The organism is Azospirillum brasilense (assembly GCF_005222205.1).
GTDB lineage: Bacteria > Pseudomonadota > Alphaproteobacteria > Azospirillales > Azospirillaceae > Azospirillum > Azospirillum brasilense_G.
In genome coordinates, this window is record NZ_CP032345.1 from 189562 (window position 1) to 204423 (window position 14862).

Below are 14862 nucleotides of genomic sequence, written 5' to 3' on the forward strand. Positions count from 1 at the left end.
TGAGCGAGTCCATGTCGCAGGTTCCCCCCGCTCATCCGCCGAAGATCGCGCTGAAGAACGTGCACAAGGCGTTCGGACCCAAGGTCGTGCTGAACGGCATCGACCTGGAGGTCGGGCGCGGCGAGTCGCTGGTGGTCATCGGCGGGTCGGGCACCGGCAAGTCGGTCATGCTGAAATGCATCCTCGGCCTGCTGTCGCCGGACAGCGGCTCCATCCGCGTCGACGGCGAGGAGACGACGAAGCTGCGCCCGCGCGAGCGCGAGAAGCTGCTGCACAAGTTCGGCATGCTGTTCCAGGGCGCCGCCCTGTTCGACAGCCTGAAGGTCTGGGAGAACGTCGCCTTCGGCCTGATCCAGGGCGAGCACATGCCGCGCGCCAAGGCCAAGGACATCGCCATCGCCAAGATGGGCGCGGTCGGCCTCGGTCCGGAGGTGGGCGAGCTGTTCCCGTCGGAGCTGTCGGGCGGCATGCAGAAGCGCGTCGGCCTCGCCCGCGCCATCGCCGACGAGCCGGAGATCATCTTCTTCGACGAGCCGACGACCGGTCTCGACCCGATCATGGCCGACGTGATCAACGAGCTGATCGTGAAGTGCGTGAAGGATCTCGGCGCCACCGCCGTGACCATCACCCACGACATGGCCTCGGCTCGCAAGATCGCCGATCGCGTGGCGATGATCTACCAGGGCCGGATCATCTGGACTGGCCACGCCAACGACATCGACCATTCCGGCAACCCCTATGTGGACCAGTTCGTCCATGGCCGGGGCGAAGGGCCGATCAAGATGCAGGTGCGGGCGCTGTAAAACGCCGCATCCCCGGTTCGTGCAAAATTAACCTGCCGCCCGGTAGGGTCGGCCACAAAGAACGCCGGCCGCCATTGGCCGGTATCCCATCGGAGAGACGAGCATGGCGGACATCACCACGAACGGACTGGCCTTCGCGAGCTTCATGCTGAGCGCCAAGATTCTGGAGACGCTCCAGGCCAAGGGGCTGCTGACCAACGAAGAAACGGTGCAGACCATCAAGAACGCCCACGAGCAGCTCCTCAAGAACGACAACCAGCTGTCGCTCGAAGCCGCCGACGCGCTCGCCCATTTCTTCGCCGGCCCGACCGACGGGAAGTGACGCTCAGGGCGCCGGACGCGCCGCCGACCGCGCGAGGCTGTCGCGCAGTTCCGGCAGCAGGACGGCGCCCAGTATGGCGATGACCGGCAGCAGGGCGTAATCGCCCTCTGCCGCCGCGGCGATCAGCTCCGCGCGGGTCAGCAATTCCAACCGCATCTCCTCCAGGTCTCCGGAGTCCGCCTCGGCCACTTTCCGGGCGTTGCGGGCGTGGAACATGTGGCAGACGCAGCCGCGCTGGTTGCCCTGCACCACGTAGGAACCGAGCGCGGTCCAGTCTTCCGCGGCGTAGCCGGTTTCCTCCAGCAACTCCCGCTTCGCCGCGGCCAGCGGTTCCTCACCGGGGTCCAGCGCCCCGGCGGGGAAGGTCTGGCTGACGCGGCGCGGGCCGTGCTTGTAGGTGCGCAGCATCAGCACGCGCCCGGCCTCGTCCTCGACGAACATCAGCACGAAATCGGTCTGCTCGACCTGATAGAAATTCTCCACCCGCCGGCCCTCCGGCGTCTCGACGGTCTCGGCGTGCACCTTCAGGAAAGGTCCGGCGTCGAGCAGGGTCCGGCGCTCCAGGACCGTCCAGGGCTTCAGGTCTCCGCTCATGCCGCGACGGCCCCGGCGACGGTTCCATAGGGCGGCTGGGTGAAGCCCGCCGGGGACAGGGTGAAGATCTCGCAGCCCGTCTCGGTGATCCCGACCTGATGCTCGAACTGGGCGGACAGGGAGCGGTCGCGGGTGACGGTGGTCCAGCCGTCCGACAGGATCTTCACGTCCGGCTTGCCGGCGTTGAGCATCGGCTCGATGGTGAAGACCATGCCCGGAACCAGCAGAACCCCGGTGCCGCGCTTGCCGAAATGGTCGACATGGGGCGCGTCGTGGAACACCCGCCCGATGCCGTGCCCGCCGAAGTCGCGCACCACGCCGTAGCGGTGGGATTCGGCCAGGGTCTGGATGGCGTGGCCGATGTCGCCCAGATGGTTGCCCGGCTTGGCCTGCGCAATGCCGGCCATCATCGCCTTGTAGGTGATGTCGACCAGCTTGCGCGCCTTCACCCCGATCTTGTCGCCGACGAAGAACATGCGGCTGGTGTCGCCGTACCAGCCGTCCAGGATCACCGTCACATCAACGTTCACGATGTCGCCGTCGACCAGCGTCTTGTCGTCGGACGGAATGCCGTGATTCACCACATGGTTCGGCGAGATGCAGCTCGCCGCCGGATAGCCGTGATAGCCGAGGGTCGCGGGGATGGCGCCGTTGTCCCGCATGAAGGTTTCGATCAGCCGGTTCAGATGGCCCGTGCTGACCCCCGGCACCACCTGGGGCGTGATGTGGTCGAGCGTCGCCGCGGCCAGCCGCCCGGCCTTGCGGATCGCCTCGAACTCCTCCGGGCCGTGCAGCGGGATCTTCCGCGCGTCCTTGTCCGCCACCGTGTCACCTCACATCCGTTGTTCATCATGAATTCCGGGACAGAACCTATCACCGGAACGGCCGAGAAAAGCCCCAGCTTTTTATCACCTCTGCCATAGGATTTAGAACGTCAGCTTGCTATATGTGGGGCGCTGCCGCTCCAACCAATCGCTAGACCTTTGGCAAAGCCAACCACCCGCTATGTCTGTCAGGCTTGCGGCGCGTCCTTCCCGAAATGGGCGGGCCGCTGCGACGCCTGCGGCGAATGGAACACCCTCGTCGAGGAAGCCGCCCCGGAAGCCGCCCCCAAGGGATTGGGCGTGGCGCGCGGGCGCCGGCTGGACTTCGTGGGACTGGCCGGGTCCAGCGAGGCGCCGCCGCGCCGCATGACCCGCATCGAGGAATTCGACCGCGTCTGCGGCGGCGGCCTCGTCCCCGGATCGGCGATCCTGATCGGCGGCGATCCCGGCATCGGCAAATCGACCCTTCTCCTCCAGGCCATGGCCCGGCTGTCGCAGGAACACCGCTGCGCCTACGTCTCCGGCGAAGAGGCGGTGGATCAGGTGCGGCTGCGCGCCGTCCGCCTGGGCTGTGCCGCCGCGCCGGTCCAGCTCGCCTCGGCGACCAGCGTGCGCGACATCGTCGCCTCGCTCGACGGCACCGACGGGCCGGAGGTGGTCGTGATCGACTCGATCCAGACCATGTATGTGGACAATCTGGACAGCGCCCCCGGCACTGTCGCCCAGGTCCGGGCGAGCGCGCAGGAGCTGATCCGCGTCGCCAAGCGGCGCGGCTGCGTCCTGCTGCTGGTCGGCCACGTCACCAAGGAAGGCACCATCGCCGGCCCCCGCGTGCTGGAGCACATGGTGGACACGGTGCTCTATTTTGAAGGCGAGCGCGGCCACCAGTTCCGCATCCTGCGCGCGGTGAAGAACCGCTTCGGCGCGACGGACGAGATCGGCGTGTTCGAGATGACCGACGGCGGGCTGGGCGAGGTCGCCAACCCCTCCGCCCTGTTCCTGGCGGAACGGCGCGGCGACGTGTCGGGCGCCGCGGTCTTCGCCGGCATGGAGGGCACCCGCCCGGTGCTGGTCGAGGTCCAGGCGCTGGTCGCCCCCTCCCCGCTCGGCACGCCGCGGCGGGCGGTGGTTGGCTGGGACTCGGCGCGGCTCGCCATGGTCCTGGCGGTGCTGGAGGCGCGCTGCGGCGTGCAGATCGGCGCAAACGACGTTTATCTGAACGTGGCCGGCGGGCTGCGCATCACCGAGCCGGCGGCGGACCTCGCGGTCGCCGCGGCGCTCGTCTCCTCCCTGACCGGGGAGCCGGTGCCCGCCGACGCCGTGGTCTTTGGCGAGATCGGCCTGTCGGGCGAGGTGCGCGCCGTGGGCCAAAGCGACGCCCGGCTGAAGGAAGCCGCGAAGCTGGGGTTTTCAACAGCGATCTTTCCGGCTAGACGGAACGGCAAGAAACCGGGGCGCGGCGACACCGGCCTGAAATCGGTCGAGCTGCAGCAGCTCAGCGAACTGCTGCCGCTGTTCCAGGCCGGATCGGGGTCCCGCCCGCCGCGCGGCCGGGATTGAAGCGTCTGATTTGACACGAGCATCTGAAGCGAAAGCGCACGAGGCGTAGCGGCGTTATGGACACCTTCCCGATCAACCCGGCGGATCTGGCCGTCATCGTGGTGCTTCTGCTGTCGGCCCTGCTGGCCTTCACCCGCGGCATGGTCGCCGAGGTGCTGTCGGTCGCCGCCTGGGTCGGTGCGGCGCTGATCACGCTGAACGCCCTGCCCCACGTCCTGCCCATCGCGCAGACCTACATCCACGTCGAGATGGCCGCCTACGCCGCGTCGGCGGTGGCGCTGTTCGTCGTCAGCCTTGTGGTTTTGACAATCCTGGGCCGCGTCGTGTCGCGCGGGGTGCAGAATTCCGGCCTTTCGGCGCTCGACCGCTCGCTGGGCTTCGTCTTCGGCCTCCTGAAGGGTGCAATCCTCGCCTCGGTGGCCTATCTCTTCTTCGCTTGGCTGGTGCCGAACCCGGCGGAGCATCCGGCCTGGCTGCAGAGCGCCAAGACCCGGCCGATGCTGGTGTCCGGCGCCTCCATGATCTACGAGGTGATGCCGGAGTCGCTGCGCAAGGACGGGCTGGGCCAGATGGACATGGCGCGGGAACGCGCGCGGCAGGCGGTGGAGGCCAAGGAGGCGCTGGACCGCCTGTCCACGCCGGTTCCCGGAGCGCCGAAGACCGGTGGTGCGTCGCAATCCGATACCGGTTATAAGGACCGGGACCGCGGCGACCTTGAGCGACTGATCCAGAACGCACGCTGAACGCCGCATGGTGCAGAGTGCCTGTGAGTAACGCCCCGCTGGCAAAGAGGCCGCCGGGGCAATGCCCTTTGGTGATGCTGTGTATGACGAGGATCTTCCGATGCTGACGACGCATCCGTTCGACGACGACAAGCTGCGCGAGGAGTGCGGCGTGTTCGGCATCCACAGCCATCCGCAGGCGGGGGCCATCACCGCGCTCGGCCTGCACGCGCTGCAGCATCGCGGCCAGGAAGCCTGCGGCATCGTCAGCCACGACGGCGACCGCTTCCATCTGGAGCACACGCTGGGCCTCGTCGGCGATCACTTCTCGTCGGAAGCGATCATCGGCAAGCTGAAGGGCCCGCAGGCCATCGGCCACGTCCGCTACGCCACCACCGGCGACACGACGATCCGCAACGTCCAGCCGCTCTACGCCGACTTCGAATTCGGCGGCTTCGCGCTGGCCCACAACGGCAACCTGACCAACGCTCACACGCTGCGCCGCCAGCTTGTCCGCCGCGGCTGCCTGTTCCAGTCCACCACCGACACCGAGACCATCGTCCATCTGATGGCCATCGCCCGCGGCGGTTCGCCGGTCGACCGGCTGATCGAGGCGGTGCGGCAGGTCGAAGGCGCCTTCTCCCTGGTGGCGCTGACCCCGAACGAGGTGATCGGCGTGCGTGACCCGCTGGGCGTCCGCCCGCTGGTTCTGGGCAAGCTGGGCGACACCTACATCGTGACCAGCGAGACCTGCGCCCTGGACATTGTCGGCGCCGACTATGTGCGCGACGTCGAGCCGGGCGAGATGGTTGTGCTGAACGACCAGGGCGTGCAGAGCCTGCGCCCCTTCCAGCCGCAGGGCCGCCGCTTCTGCATCTTCGAATACATCTACTTCGCACGGCCCGACAGCGTGATGGAGGGCTCCTCCGTCTACAACGCCCGCCAGCGGATCGGCGCCGAGCTGGCCCGCGAATCGGGGATCGAGGCCGACGTCGTGGTGCCGGTTCCGGACAGCGGCGTGCCGGCGGCCCTCGGCTACGCCACGCAGAGCGGCGTGCCCTTCGAGCTGGGCATCATCCGCAACCACTATGTCGGCCGCACCTTCATTGAGCCGACCGACCAGATCCGTCATCTGGGCGTGAAGCTGAAGCACAACGCCAACCGCGCCATGATCGAGGGCAAGCGGGTGGTGCTGGTGGACGACAGCATCGTGCGCGGCACGACCTCCAAGAAGATCGTCGAAATGGTGCGCGCCGCCGGGGCGAAGGAGGTGCACATGCGCATCTCCAGCCCGCCGACCTCGCACCCCTGCTTCTACGGCATCGACACGCCGGAGCAGAGCAAGCTGCTCGCCCACCGCATGTCGGTGGAGGAGATGCGCGACTTCATCCAGGCCGACAGCCTCGCCTTCATCTCCCTGGACGGCCTCTACCGGGCCATGGGCGCCGAGCGCCGCGACCCGCAGAAGCTGACCTTCTGTGACGCCTGTTTCACCGGCGACTACCCCATCGCGCTGACCGACGCGCTGGACCACCCGCCGGTCGAGGCGAACGTCCGCATCCGCGCCTGACCGCCTGACCACCGCCGCGACGGGCCGGCCGCAACCCAGCGGACCGGCCCGTTTGCCAATCCCGCTACCGAACATCGTCGAGTCGCCGCCATGTCCCGTCTTTCCGGCCGCACCGCCCTCATCACCGGCGCCTCGCGCGGCATCGGCGCCGCCGTCGCCAAGCGCTTCGCCGCCGAAGGCGCCCACGTCATCCTCGCTGCCCGCACCGTCGGCGGGCTGGAGGAGACCGACGACGCGATCGTCAAGGCCACCGGCCGGAACGCCACGCTGGTCCCGCTGGACCTGCGTCAGTTCGACAAGATCGACCAGCTCGGCTACTCGATCTTCGAGCGCTTCGGGAAGCTCGACATCCTGGTCAGCAACGCCGGCGTTCTGGAAGCGCTGGGGCCGGTCGCCCATTACGATCCGAAGCTGTGGCAGCGCGTGATGGACGTGAACGTCACGGCCAACTTCCGCCTGATCCGCTCCTTCGACCGCCTGCTGCGCGCGTCCGATGCGGGGCGCGCCATCTTCGTGACCTCGGGCGCCGCGAACGCGCCCTACCCCTACTGGAGCCCGTACGGAGCCAGCAAGGCGGCGCTGGAGATGATGGTGAAGACCTACGCGATGGAAATCGCCGCGTCGAACCTGCGCGTCAATCTGGTCGATCCCGGCATCGTGGCGACCAAGCTGCGCATGCAGGCCTTCCCCGGCGAGGACCAGACCAAGCTGGCCCAACCGGGCGACGTGACCGAAGCCTTCGTGGCTCTGGCCGAGGCGTCCTGCACCCGCCACGGCGAAGTGGTGTCGGCGCAAGGCTAAAAAGACAGGAGGGGGTGGTGGCACCGGGCCTCCACCTCCTCCTGTCGGATCAATCGTCCGCGTAGGGATTCTTCTGCTTGCGCAGGAGCAGCCGCACAGGCACGCCCGGCAGGTCGAACGTCTCGCGCAGATGCGCGATCAGATAGCGCTGGTAGCTTTCCGGCAGGTCCAGCGGCTTGTTGACGAACAGCGCCACGGTCGGCGGGCGCGTCTTCACCTGCGTGGCGTAGCGGATCTTCACGCGACGGCCCTCGACCAGGGGCGGCGGGTGGTGATCCAGCACGCCCTCGATCCAGCGGTTGAGCTGGGCCGTCGGGATGCGGCGGTTCCATTGCGCGTAGGTCGACAGGATCGAGTCGAGCAGCGTGTCCAGCTTCTTTCCCTGCAGCGCGGAGATGGTCACCACCTCCACGCCCTTGATCTGGGCCAGGGCGGCCTGGAGCTTGTCCTCGACCTGACGCAGGGCCATGGCGCGGTCGTCCACGGCGTCCCACTTGTTCAGGGCGATGACCAGGGCGCGGCCCTCCTCCACCACCGTGCGGGCGATGGTCAGGTCCTGCTTGTCGAGGATCTGGTTGGCATCGACCACGAGCAGGACGACCTGGGCCATGCGGACGACGCGCAGGGCGTCGGCGACGGCCAGCTTCTCCACCTTGGCGTCGACGCGGGCGCGACGGCGCATGCCGGCGGTGTCGACCAGCCGGAACTTGCGGCCCCGCCACTCCCAATCGACGCTGATGGCATCGCGCGTCATGCCGGCCTCGGGGCCGGTCAGCACGCGCTCTTCACCGATCAGGGCGTTGAGCAGGGTGGACTTGCCGACGTTCGGACGACCGACGATGGCGATCTGGATCGGGCGGGCACGCTCCTCGTCGGTTTCCGGCTGGTCGCCGACGGGCAGCTCCTCGCCATCCTCCCCCTTGATGGGGGCCGGCGCCGTCTCGACCGGCTCCGGTTCCGGCGGGGCATAGGGCAGCAGGGCCTGGACCAGGTCGGCCATGCCCTCGCCATGCTCCGCCGACAGCGCGAGCGGGTCACCCAGGCCAAGCTCGAACGCCTCGTAGAGTCCGGTCATCCCCACCTTGCCCTCGGCCTTGTTGGCAACGAGGATGACGGGGGTCTTGCTCTTGCGCAGCAGGGCCGCGAAATGGCGGTCCAGCGGCGTGATGCCGGTGCGTGCGTCCACGATGAACAGCGCCACGTCGGCGCGTTCCAGGGCGCGTTCGGTCTGGCGGCGCATGCGCGCCTCCAGGCTGTCGTCGGTGACGTCCTCCAGGCCCGCGGTGTCGACCACGGTGAAGGACAGCCCGCCCACGCGGGCGGGGGCCGAGCGCCAGTCGCGCGTCACGCCGGGCGTGTCGTCGACCAGCGCCAGCTTCTTGCCGGCCAAACGGTTGAACAGAGTCGATTTGCCGACATTCGGCCGACCGACAAGAGCGACGGTGAAGGACATCGGGCCGGGGGCCTTATAAAGAACCAGGGGTGGCGATCAGCGGTACGCCACCAGCGTACCGTTCTCGCCCAGGACATATAGGGTGTTGTTCGCCACGACCGGAGGCAAATAGGTGGAGGCCGGCAGCGAATAGCGGGTCAGCACCTGCCCGTCGGCGGGCGACAGGGCGAGCATCTGCCCGTTCGACCCGGTGACGTAGAGCTTGCCGCCCGCCAGGACAGGACCGGACCAGGTGATCGGCCCCTTCTTGTCCTCCGGATCGGTGAACTGGGCGAGTTGCGCGACCCAGCGGGCATGGCCGGCCTGACGGGTCAGGGCAACCAGCTCCGAATCGTTGGTGACGACGAACAGATAGTCGCCGGCGAGCCAGGGGGTCTGGGTGCCGCCGATCTCGGCTTCCCACAGGCGGATGCCGATGCGCTCGTCGATGGCGATCATGCGGCCGGAGTGGCCGATCCCGTAGACGACGCCGCGGTCCATCACCGGCAGGCCGCGGATGTCGGCGAGGCTGCTCAGGGCGCCGCTGCGACGGATGGCCGCCAGGCTCTCCTGCCACGCCACACGCCCGTTCTCCGGGCGCAAGCCGTACAGCTCGCCGGAGGAGTAAGGGGCGACGATCAGGGTCGGCGAGGCGGCCGGGCTGACGGCGCCCAGCAGGCCCGCCGTCTCCAGGATGCCCTGGTGCGACCATTGGACGGCACCGTCGGAAGCCGACAGGGCGGTGAGCTGGTTGTCCAGCGTCAGGACGAGGACACGCCCGCCCTCGACGGTCGGGGCGCCGCGCACCGGACCCGGAACCCGCTTGCGCCAGACGATCGAGCCGTTGGCGGGATCGAGCGCCACCACCTCGCCGAAACCGGTGGCCGCGAAGACGCGCCCGTCGGCGAAGGCGACGCCGCCGCCGCTGGCACCACCGCGCTCCTTCTCCGGCTTGGTGTCGACGCGCCAGAGCTGGCGCCCGGTGCGCTCGTCCAGGGCGGCGACGTGCGAGTCGGCGTCCATGGCGAAGATGCGGCCGTCGGCGATGACCGGCGTGGCCAGCAGCGAGCGGGAGCTGCTGGCCCCCGTGCCGACGTCGCCGCGCCACGCCTCGGCCGGCGTGGCCGACAAGGCGAGGTTGCCGCCGCTGTGCTCCGGCGTGCCGCCGGGCTGCGCCCAGGTCGGGTTGGCCACGGCGGGCGGCAGGGCGACCGGCGTGCCGACCAGCCGCTGGTCGACCTCGACCTTGCGCTCGCGGGTCAGGACGGACACCCGCTCGCCCGGCAGGGGCGGATCGGGGGTCTTGCCGAACCACCCGCTGACGGTGTCGCAGCCGCTGAGCAGCACGGCCAGCAGCGGGGCGGAGAGCAGAGCGGTGCGCAGGGAGCGGCGCTTCGCGGTGGGGTGCGCGGTCGGGGCGGCCATAGGAATGCGGGTCATCAGCTCTTGCCGTAGAGGGTGGCGAGATCGGCGGCGCGCGACCGGACGCCGGCCGGAGCCTGCGAGTCGTCGGCCAATTGCTGGAACAGGGTGCGCGCCCGCTCCTTGTCCCCGGCGCGGGCGGCCAGAACGGCGCTCATCTCGCGGGCGGAGAAGCGCCAGGGGTTGGCGTCTGCGGTCAGCGGCTGGAGCCGCGCCTGGAGCTGGGCCGAATCGCCGGAATCGAGCTGGTGCATCACCGACAGCAGGGCCGCCAGCTCGCGGTAGACCGCGGCGGCGCCGGCGGTGCCGGACAGCTTGTCGTAGACGGCCACGGCTTCCGCGGTCTTGCCCTCGCGGGCCAGCAGGGCGGCGGCGTTCAGCTGGGCCAGCGCGGCCATGCCGGGATCGGCCTTGCCGGCGAAGGCGGCCAGCGCCTCGACGCCCTTGTCCGGCCCCTGCCCGGCCTGGGACAGCGCCGCGGCCAGGGCCGTCGTCTCGCTCTCCTTCTGCGACTGCTGCCAGTTGCGCCAGGCGACCGTGCCGCCCGTCGCGGCGACGACCGCCAGCGCGGCCGCCAGCATGATGCCGCCGTAGCGCTTGAAGACGCGCTCCATGCGGTCGCGGCGCAGATCCTCGTCGACTTCGCGGAAAATATCGCTCATGGCTCTACAGCGGCATCCTACGGCACGAAAACCGTTACAGCGGGGATTGCGCCCGCGCGCGGCTGCGGCGGGCGGTTCTGATGGTTCAAAGGGCCGGATAGCATTGGGCGCCGCACGCGGTCAAGGCGCAACGGCGCCCGTTACGGCATTAAGGCCACGCTTCGGGCGGAATCAAGCGGGATTCCGCCATTTGATGGAGCAGCCCATGCTGGGGATCTGATCCGTCGGCCCCTGCCCCGTCTGGGCAATGCGCACCATCGCGTGGAACAGCTCGCGCGGGGCGTCGGGGATCGGCTCGCGCTTGGAGGCGTCCAGCCGCCCGCGGTACTGCAGGCAGAGGTCGGCGTTGAAGCCGAAGAAGTCGGGCGTGCAGACCGCGCCATAGGCCCGCGCCACCTCCTGCGTTTCGTCGAGCAGATAGGGGAAGGTGAAGCCGTGTTCCGCCGCGAAGCGCTTCATATTCTCGAAGCCGTCGTCGGGATAGGCGTCGGTGTCGTTCGACATGATGGCGACGGCGCCGATGCCGTGGGCCCGCAGCGCATCGACCTCCTCGACGATCCGGCCGATCACCGCCTTCACATAGGGGCAATGGTTGCAGATGAACATGACCAGCGTGCCGCTCGGTCCCTGGACGTCGGCCAGGCTGTAGGTCTTTCCATCGGTTCCCTTCAGGCTGAAATCCTCCGCCTTCCGGCCGAAGTCGCACACCGGGGTTTCCGCCGCCATCGCTGTCTGTCCTCCGTTTGGGCCCATGGGCGCGCCGCCGGCGCGGCGCGGGTTGGGGCGTGAGTATATGAGGTGAGGCGAAAGCCGGAATCGAAAAGGCCGCGGCGGCACCTTGTTCGTGCCTGCCCGCGGCCCTGCCGGTCTCCAACCCGTTTTCTTGTGTCCTGCCCTGCCCCGTAACCTTCGGACAGACCCTTACGAGGCCATGGCGGCGGCAGCGATCACCGCCTGGGTGCGGTTCTTGACGCCGAGCGACTTGAAGATCGCTGTGACGTGGATCTTCACCGTGCCCTCGGACAGTCCGAGTTCGTAGGCGATCTGCTTGTTCGACTTGCCGGCCCGCAGGCAGTCCAGGACTTCCCGCTGGCGCTGGGTCAGGCCGTAGGCGCTGCGGTCCGCACCATCCAGGCGGCCACGGCGCGGCGCGGCGTCGGAGGCCGCGGTCGCGGCGGTGAGCGCTCCGGGTGGCACGTAGATGCCGCCGGAGAAGACGAGGTTCAGCGCGCCCATCATCACCTTGACGCTGCTGGACTTCGGAATGTAGCCGGTGGCCCCGTGGTCGAGCGCGCCGCGGATGTCGCTCAGCGCCTCGGAGGCGGAGATCACCACCACCGGCACGCCCGGCTGGAGGCTCTGCACCTCGCGCAGGCCGTCGAAGCCCGGCCAGTTCGGCATGTGCAGGTCCATCAGCACCACGTCGAACCCGCCGCCGATGCGGCATTGCTGAACAACCTCGTCGAAGGTGCCCGCCTCGACGAAGATCGCGTCGCCGTGAAGCTGCTCCAGAAGACGGCGCAGGCCTTCACGAAAAAGGAGATGGTCGTCACCGATCAGAATTTTCATGGCCCCGTCCGCCTTCGTTTTACCCGTTGCTTCGGATCAGCCCTCCCCGGACCAACCGGGCCACCCTTTTGGCGATCCACCAACCCTTTCGCCCCGTGGCTTGAAGAACTGCTACCACATTCGGAAGAGGGGAAATATCCGGACAAGGGCCATAGGTCATTTGCGGCGCGGACAGACCCGCCTCTACAGCGAAGGCCGACTGAACAAAACAAGAACTATGAGGATCCGCCTATGCCTCGGCACGAAAGAAAGTGGGGCCGGGATTTTTTCCCTGTTTGGTTGTTCTGAATGACGGTGGCGGTGCTGCCCGCACAAGAACATCCAATGCGCGCAAAGGATTAGCGCTGATGCCCGAAAAGCGTGAAAACCTACCCAATTGGTGTGCTGCCCTTCACCAACGGCAGGATCTTTTCCTGCACGAATGCCCCGCTTTGCGGCACACGCCTGTCATGGCCTTTCAGTGCAGCTCGTCACGAAAGAGTTATCGCTTAGAGTGATCCGGTCGCCATTCAGATGCGCTTGACGATCTTGAGTGATCATCTATCGTTTGATTTACGTGTTACACGTCTAATTTATAAACTGTTTATCACAGTGTCAAGTTTTTTTCCAGGTTTGATGGATATATGCCAGAAATTCGATGCAGTCTTTATACGAAAACACTTAAGCGAAGTCACAGAGCGCCGACGGATAGAGAGCACGAGACAAGCCTAAAAACACAGGCGGCGATAACGCCCGACAAGGGCCTGCCGTGGATGCCTCCTCCAAACAGAGCTGACCCATGCACATGAACCATGAGTACGCCCAAGAGAAAGCATCGCACTCGACCCGCAACGCGGTGACCCCCATGCACGTCTGCCTGATTCTCGACAACAATTCCCTGACCGACACCGTGGTGCAGGCGCTCGACCGGGCCGGTCGCCATCGTGTGACCGTCTTCCACGACATATCGGAACTGACGCAGAGCACGCTGACGCCCGACGCGATCCTGATCGGCCTTCAGCAGTTCACCGCGCTGCGCGAGAACGAACCGATGGTCTATCTGCGGCTGTCACGCCGGTCGCGGATCGTCGTGGTGCTGTCGTCGCGGGAATTGCTGGACGCCGCACACATCCTGGCCTTCGCCGATGCGTGGGTGTTCGAGGACATCAACGTGGACCGCATCAACGAACTGCTGGACCTGGGGCTGGAAGGGCACTGTCTGATGCCCAAGCAGTTCCTGTCGCGGCTGGGCGTCGATGAGATCCGGCTGACCCTGCTGCCGCGGCTGTCGGAACCGGAGTTCGAAACCCTGCGCCTGCTCGGCCAGGGGCTGAACAACCGGACGATCGCCAACCAGCTCGATCTGTCCGAGGCGGTCATCAAGTCGATGGTGCGCAGCGTCCTGTCCAAGCTGCATTTCCGCAACAGAACGGAAGCCGGCGTCTTCGCCGCGCGACAGCAGGGCGCGTTGCAGTCCGCCCGCGAGGGAATGGTGCCGCCGCACATGCACGCGGCCCCGGCCCACCGGACCGGAACGTCCTGACGTTTCGTCGGACGCCCCTTCACCCCTGATCAACCAACCGAAAGAATCCCGGCCACCGTGCCGGGATATTTTCGTTTGTGCACCGTTTTCCCGTCGGCCGCCCCATGCGAAAAGGCCGGATGCGAAAACGCCGGACCGGCCGGCCACACCGAAAGGGTGATGGCCGGCCGGTCCGGCGCTTGTGCCGGTGGAGCGATCGCGGGAGAGCGGTTACTGGTGGGCCGCCGCCGCGGTCACCGCCCCGGCCCCGGCCAACTCCCCGCCGATGCCGTTGTTCAGCGCCCAGATGGCCGCCTGGGTGCGGTTGGAGGCGTTGATCTTGCGCAGAAGGCTCTTCAGGTGAACCTTGACCGTCGCCTCGGTGATGTTCAGGTGGTTGGCGATCATCTTGTTGCTGTCGCCGTTCAGCAGGCAGCGCAGGATCTGCACCTCCCGCTGCGACAGGCCCTTGCGCGACACCGGCATGTCGGTGCCGTTCCCGTTCACCCGGCCGGAGATCAGCAGAGCGGCGAGATGGGTCGGGAACACCTTCTCGCCCATCATCACCAGACGCAGCGACTGGGCCAGCGCGTCGGACGACAGGTCCTTCATCAGGTAGCCATCCGCCCCGGCCTCCAGCGCGTTGGCAAGGCGGCGGGTGCACAGGTCGCTGGTCAGGATGACCATGCGCGCCTCGGGAAGCTGGGCGCGCAGGCGCCGCATGCCGTCGGCCTCCTCCTCGCCCCCGTTCACCAGATCGAGCAGGATGAGCTGCGGACGCAAGCCGTTGTCGACGGAGTTCAACGCCTCGCGCAGGTTCCCCGCCTCGGCGGCGATCTGAAAGGGTGACTCGTCGAGAAGCCTCTTCAGGCCTTCGCGGAACAGCTTATTGGAGTCGATCAGAAAAGCACGCACTGGTTCCATTGGTCAGCTCCCGCGATTTTTGGAAAATTGCTCTGACTCCCTGGGCAATCTTGTAGGCTACCAATCACCCGAGGTTTCCCCACCCGTGCCCCACCGATGGCATTGACGTGCCGATATTTTGGATGACCTTACCCCTGTGTCGTGCAACACGGTACC

At 67.5% G+C, this 14862-nt stretch carries 15 protein-coding genes; 7 read left to right on the forward strand and 8 right to left on the reverse strand.

Going from position 1 to position 14862, the window contains the following annotated elements:
- Nucleotides 1-11: 11 nt before the first annotated feature.
- On the forward strand, nt 12-803 hold the full coding sequence (locus D3869_RS00955; protein WP_247895673.1) for an ABC transporter ATP-binding protein: 792 nt from the start codon (nt 12-14) through the stop codon (nt 801-803).
- 103 nt (nt 804-906) lie between these two features.
- Nucleotides 907-1125, forward strand: a complete 219-nt coding sequence (locus tag D3869_RS00960) for a hypothetical protein (protein WP_035673594.1) — start codon at nt 907-909, stop codon at nt 1123-1125.
- Nucleotides 1126-1128: 3 nt separating this feature from the next.
- Here D3869_RS00960 and D3869_RS00965 read toward each other — a convergent pair whose 3' ends face one another.
- Nucleotides 1129-1719 (reverse strand): NUDIX hydrolase, encoded by a 591-nt coding sequence (locus tag D3869_RS00965; RefSeq protein ID WP_137138579.1) that lies wholly within the window; start codon nt 1717-1719, stop codon nt 1129-1131.
- Nucleotides 1716-2543 (reverse strand): type I methionyl aminopeptidase, encoded by an 828-nt coding sequence (map, locus tag D3869_RS00970; protein WP_038527707.1) that lies wholly within the window; start codon nt 2541-2543, stop codon nt 1716-1718. The genes D3869_RS00965 and map overlap by 4 nt, the downstream gene beginning before the upstream one ends.
- A gap of 159 nt (nt 2544-2702) precedes the next feature.
- Between map and radA the strand changes: the two genes are divergently transcribed.
- The 4 genes from radA to D3869_RS00990 all read left to right on the forward strand — a co-directional run bounded on the left by radA (nt 2703) and on the right by D3869_RS00990 (nt 7196).
- The gene (radA, locus tag D3869_RS00975) at nt 2703-4103 is read left to right on the forward strand and encodes a DNA repair protein RadA (protein ID WP_035673586.1); all 1401 of its coding nucleotides are present in this window, start codon (nt 2703-2705) and stop codon (nt 4101-4103) included.
- Nucleotides 4104-4159: 56 nt separating this feature from the next.
- Nucleotides 4160-4846 carry a CvpA family protein gene (locus D3869_RS00980; RefSeq protein WP_014240366.1) on the forward strand — a complete coding sequence of 229 codons (687 nt, stop codon included), beginning with the start codon at nt 4160-4162 and terminating at the stop codon, nt 4844-4846.
- Nucleotides 4847-4946: 100 nt separating this feature from the next.
- Entirely contained in the window at nt 4947-6395 is a 1449-nt protein-coding gene (gene purF / locus D3869_RS00985) for an amidophosphoribosyltransferase (protein ID WP_114856971.1), read from the forward strand.
- A gap of 90 nt (nt 6396-6485) precedes the next feature.
- A complete protein-coding gene (locus D3869_RS00990) occupies nt 6486-7196 on the forward strand; it encodes an SDR family NAD(P)-dependent oxidoreductase (RefSeq protein ID WP_137138580.1) in 711 nt (236 codons plus the stop codon).
- A 49-nt stretch (nt 7197-7245) separates the two neighbouring features.
- Here the strand turns inward: D3869_RS00990 and der are convergent, their stop codons facing one another.
- From der to D3869_RS01015, 5 genes are all read right to left on the reverse strand, one after another.
- Complete coding sequence (gene der / locus D3869_RS00995; RefSeq protein ID WP_137138581.1) at nt 7246-8649, reverse strand: ribosome biogenesis GTPase Der; 1404 nt, start codon at nt 8647-8649, stop codon at nt 7246-7248.
- Nucleotides 8650-8685: 36 nt separating this feature from the next.
- Complete coding sequence (locus tag D3869_RS01000) at nt 8686-10068, reverse strand: PQQ-binding-like beta-propeller repeat protein (RefSeq protein WP_247895674.1); 1383 nt, start codon at nt 10066-10068, stop codon at nt 8686-8688.
- Entirely contained in the window at nt 10068-10712 is a 645-nt protein-coding gene (locus D3869_RS01005; protein WP_137138582.1) for a hypothetical protein, read from the reverse strand. The genes D3869_RS01000 and D3869_RS01005 overlap by 1 nt, the downstream gene beginning before the upstream one ends.
- Nucleotides 10713-10883: 171 nt before the next feature.
- Nucleotides 10884-11438 (reverse strand): thioredoxin family protein, encoded by a 555-nt coding sequence (locus tag D3869_RS01010; protein WP_137138583.1) that lies wholly within the window; start codon nt 11436-11438, stop codon nt 10884-10886.
- Nucleotides 11439-11633: 195 nt separating this feature from the next.
- Entirely contained in the window at nt 11634-12281 is a 648-nt protein-coding gene (locus D3869_RS01015; protein WP_137138584.1) for a response regulator transcription factor, read from the reverse strand.
- A gap of 778 nt (nt 12282-13059) precedes the next feature.
- On the opposite strand from D3869_RS01015, the gene D3869_RS01020 reads away from it, so the two are divergent.
- Nucleotides 13060-13803: a response regulator transcription factor gene (locus D3869_RS01020; protein ID WP_247874139.1), complete on the forward strand. Its 744-nt coding sequence runs from the start codon at nt 13060-13062 to the stop codon at nt 13801-13803.
- A 210-nt stretch (nt 13804-14013) separates the two neighbouring features.
- Here the strand turns inward: D3869_RS01020 and D3869_RS01025 are convergent, their stop codons facing one another.
- Nucleotides 14014-14706, reverse strand: a complete 693-nt coding sequence (locus D3869_RS01025) for a LuxR C-terminal-related transcriptional regulator (protein ID WP_137138585.1) — start codon at nt 14704-14706, stop codon at nt 14014-14016.
- Nucleotides 14707-14862 lie beyond the last annotated feature (156 nt).

Bases quoted from the DNA above. Each gene is read 5' to 3' on its own strand.
- D3869_RS00955 (WP_247895673.1), top strand. From the start codon at position 12: ATGTCGCAGGTTCCCCCCGCTCATCCGCCGAAGATCGCGCTGAAGAAC.
- D3869_RS00960 (WP_035673594.1), top strand. From the start codon at position 907: ATGGCGGACATCACCACGAACGGACTGGCCTTCGCGAGCTTCATGCTG.
- D3869_RS00965 (WP_137138579.1), bottom strand. From the start codon at position 1,719: ATGAGCGGAGACCTGAAGCCCTGGACGGTCCTGGAGCGCCGGACCCTG.
- D3869_RS00980 (WP_014240366.1), top strand. From the start codon at position 4,160: ATGGACACCTTCCCGATCAACCCGGCGGATCTGGCCGTCATCGTGGTG.
- purF (WP_114856971.1), top strand. From the start codon at position 4,947: ATGCTGACGACGCATCCGTTCGACGACGACAAGCTGCGCGAGGAGTGC.
- D3869_RS00990 (WP_137138580.1), top strand. From the start codon at position 6,486: ATGTCCCGTCTTTCCGGCCGCACCGCCCTCATCACCGGCGCCTCGCGC.
- der (WP_137138581.1), bottom strand. From the start codon at position 8,649: ATGTCCTTCACCGTCGCTCTTGTCGGTCGGCCGAATGTCGGCAAATCG.
- D3869_RS01000 (WP_247895674.1), bottom strand. From the start codon at position 10,068: ATGACCCGCATTCCTATGGCCGCCCCGACCGCGCACCCCACCGCGAAG.
- D3869_RS01005 (WP_137138582.1), bottom strand. From the start codon at position 10,712: ATGAGCGATATTTTCCGCGAAGTCGACGAGGATCTGCGCCGCGACCGC.
- D3869_RS01010 (WP_137138583.1), bottom strand. From the start codon at position 11,438: ATGGCGGCGGAAACCCCGGTGTGCGACTTCGGCCGGAAGGCGGAGGAT.
- D3869_RS01015 (WP_137138584.1), bottom strand. From the start codon at position 12,281: ATGAAAATTCTGATCGGTGACGACCATCTCCTTTTTCGTGAAGGCCTG.
- D3869_RS01020 (WP_247874139.1), top strand. From the start codon at position 13,060: ATGCACATGAACCATGAGTACGCCCAAGAGAAAGCATCGCACTCGACC.
- D3869_RS01025 (WP_137138585.1), bottom strand. From the start codon at position 14,706: ATGGAACCAGTGCGTGCTTTTCTGATCGACTCCAATAAGCTGTTCCGC.